This window comes from Cognatilysobacter lacus (assembly GCF_008274655.1).
Lineage (GTDB): Bacteria > Pseudomonadota > Gammaproteobacteria > Xanthomonadales > Xanthomonadaceae > Cognatilysobacter > Cognatilysobacter lacus.
In genome coordinates this window covers 1-2365 of record NZ_VTRV01000235.1, presented here as the reverse complement: position 1 = coordinate 2365, position 2365 = coordinate 1, and the positions used below count along the sequence as shown (strand labels likewise).

General features: G+C 59.2%; 1 protein-coding gene and 1 pseudogene. One reads left to right on the top strand and one right to left on the bottom strand.

Features of this window, described 5'->3' with window-relative positions; genetic code table 11:
- Nucleotides 1-266: pseudogene (locus FW784_RS14685) on the top strand (hypothetical protein); the annotation flags it as partial.
- A gap of 656 nt (nt 267-922) precedes the next feature.
- Here the strand turns inward: FW784_RS14685 and FW784_RS13590 are convergent.
- Nucleotides 923-2365, bottom strand: a 1443-nt coding sequence (locus tag FW784_RS13590) for an RHS repeat-associated core domain-containing protein (protein WP_149353861.1), incomplete at its 5' end; no start/stop codon positions are given.

The window sequence follows — 2365 nt, the reverse complement described above, 5'->3', positions numbered from 1 at the left end:
GGCGGGACCCGAAGCTTCGCGTCCGTCCGGCCGACCTTCATAAGAACCAGCCGAAATTGAACCTGACCCCATTTTTCGACGAACCGCGCGTGCGTCCGCATGCCGCATGGCGGGCGTTGGGTACGACGGCCGAGCAACGATTCGCGGCGTATCGCGCGTTGATCGCTTCGGGGCTGACCACTGAAGAACTCGAAGCGTTGACGTCACACACGCGGCAGCAGAAAGCGTGGGGAGTCAACGCTTCAAGTCGGAAATCGAAACCCTAGTGGGGCGCTCGATGGCGATTCGACAAGCCGGGCGGCCGCGAGCGTCAGGAAATGGAACCTGACCCTACCCGATATGTAGGGCGGGTTTTAACCCGCCTTACGCGGGTTGACCCCATTTGCCAATTGCCCAGGGGTCAGGAAATGGAACCTGACCCCTTTTCTAGACATTGCCCCGCACGCCCACCAACGGCGGGTCGAGACCCGCCCTACCCGATATGTAGGGCGGTTAACCCGCCTTACGCGGGTTGCGCTCTATTTATGGGAGTTGCTCAGGTAATAGTCGAGAACTATCCCGCCCGAGTCGTATTTAACGGCCAGGTACCAACCCACTCTTTCCGATGCCTCAGCGTCGTTTCGAGAAACGGGTTGCTCTTCGAAATCGATGACACCCCACGTGCTACCGCCCGGTCTCAGCTGCTTTCGCTGTACATCAAACTTACTACCGAAAACGAGGTCGACGGTTTTAACTGGGGACCATTTTTGAATTAGTCCAGCATTCATTACGTCGATGGCGACCTGAAGCCTCTGCTTTCGAGAAGTACACGCTCCGTACCGAGAATGCGCACGCGCAACACTGAGACCCTCGGATTGCCCCGGCGACCGAGCGCTAGCCGCTCCTGTCACGAGCAGAACTAACAGCACGAATGGCGCAAACATCATTTTGTGCATGTGGTGCACCAAATTGTCTCCGGGTATGCCGGATCACTGGGAGGGGCACTGTACACGTAGCCCCGCTGACCGGGCGCCTGAGCGGAATGATTCATCCACGCATAATTTCTGGTATTGCGGAAATACGTGACGTAGTTGTAATGCCCGCCTGCGCTCGAGATTGACGAATTCGGCACCTTTCCCCTCGAATCCGGCATCGGCTCAGCGCCTTGCCAGTGCCCTTGCTTCCCGAAAATAAACGACCGTCCGATGCACTGTACAGCGCGCTGAATTGCCTTTGCTTCGTCCTTGTAGCAATCCGTACCAGGCGCGTCTTCTGGAAACTGCTGGCCCGCGCCTTGATAAGCGCTCGCGAGACCTATGCAACCCCTGTCCAGATCTTTTTCCACTGCAGCGGATAGCGGACGCGGGCTCATATACCGCTCGAATTCACCACGAGGAACATTGATCAGTGATCCCTTCGCGTCTAGGGAGAGCAACTCAGAAAGCCCTAACGGGTCAGTACTCCGAATTGGATGATTTCCAACATACGCGTAAATCGACGCACCACCTTCCAGCCCAATTGGGTCAGGCTGCGAGTACCGCGCAGTTCCCGCGTCGTATCCATCTCGGTAGTAATTGTAGTTCAGCCCACTCCCACTGTCATACCGCTGCCCCGGGAACCGCATATCCAGCACGAACGTCTTGCCATCCGCGTCCGGGTCCTGCACCGGATTGCTCTTTCCGAACGGCTCGTTCTGCAGCGGCCACGACCACACCGCCTTCTGACGCGTCGCGTCGATCACCGCACGCGGCGTGCCCAGGTGATCGGGCTGCACTTGGTACACCTGATACGCCGTCGTCGAGCCCGCACTCAGCGCATAAACACCCATTGGCAGATCGCCCAGCCAGATGAACTCCTGCTTGCGCGCACCGGTCGAGTCGTACTCCCCTATCCAATGCCCGGCCTCGTCGTACACCTCATACGTCTGTGCAGTGGACGTGGTCGTCGGATAACGACGCACCTGCTCGCCCTTGCCGTTGTAGGCGTAGTTCATTTGCACGGTCGAGCCGTTCTTCGCCACGTTCATGCGGCCGGTAACGTCATAGGTGAACGTCTTGGCGACGCCGTTCACCGTGCCGGTCAGCATGTTGCCCATCGCGTCGTAGGTGCGGGCGACGGTGCCGACCTTGGTCAGCTGATGACTCGTCGCCGGGTAGGTGTACGCCGTCGTGCCGGTGCCGGTGACCTTGGTGTCGGACAGACGATTGCCGGTGGCGTCGTAGCTGTAGCCCTGGAGCAGCACATTGCTCGGATCATTCGCCGCGGTGAGGCGGTTGAGTCCGTCGTACGTGTAGCCGCGCAGTGGCACCGAGATATTCGGGTTGCTCGCGGTGTCGCCGAGCGAAGTCAGGTTGCCGACCTCGTCCCAGCCCAGCAGGTAATGCAG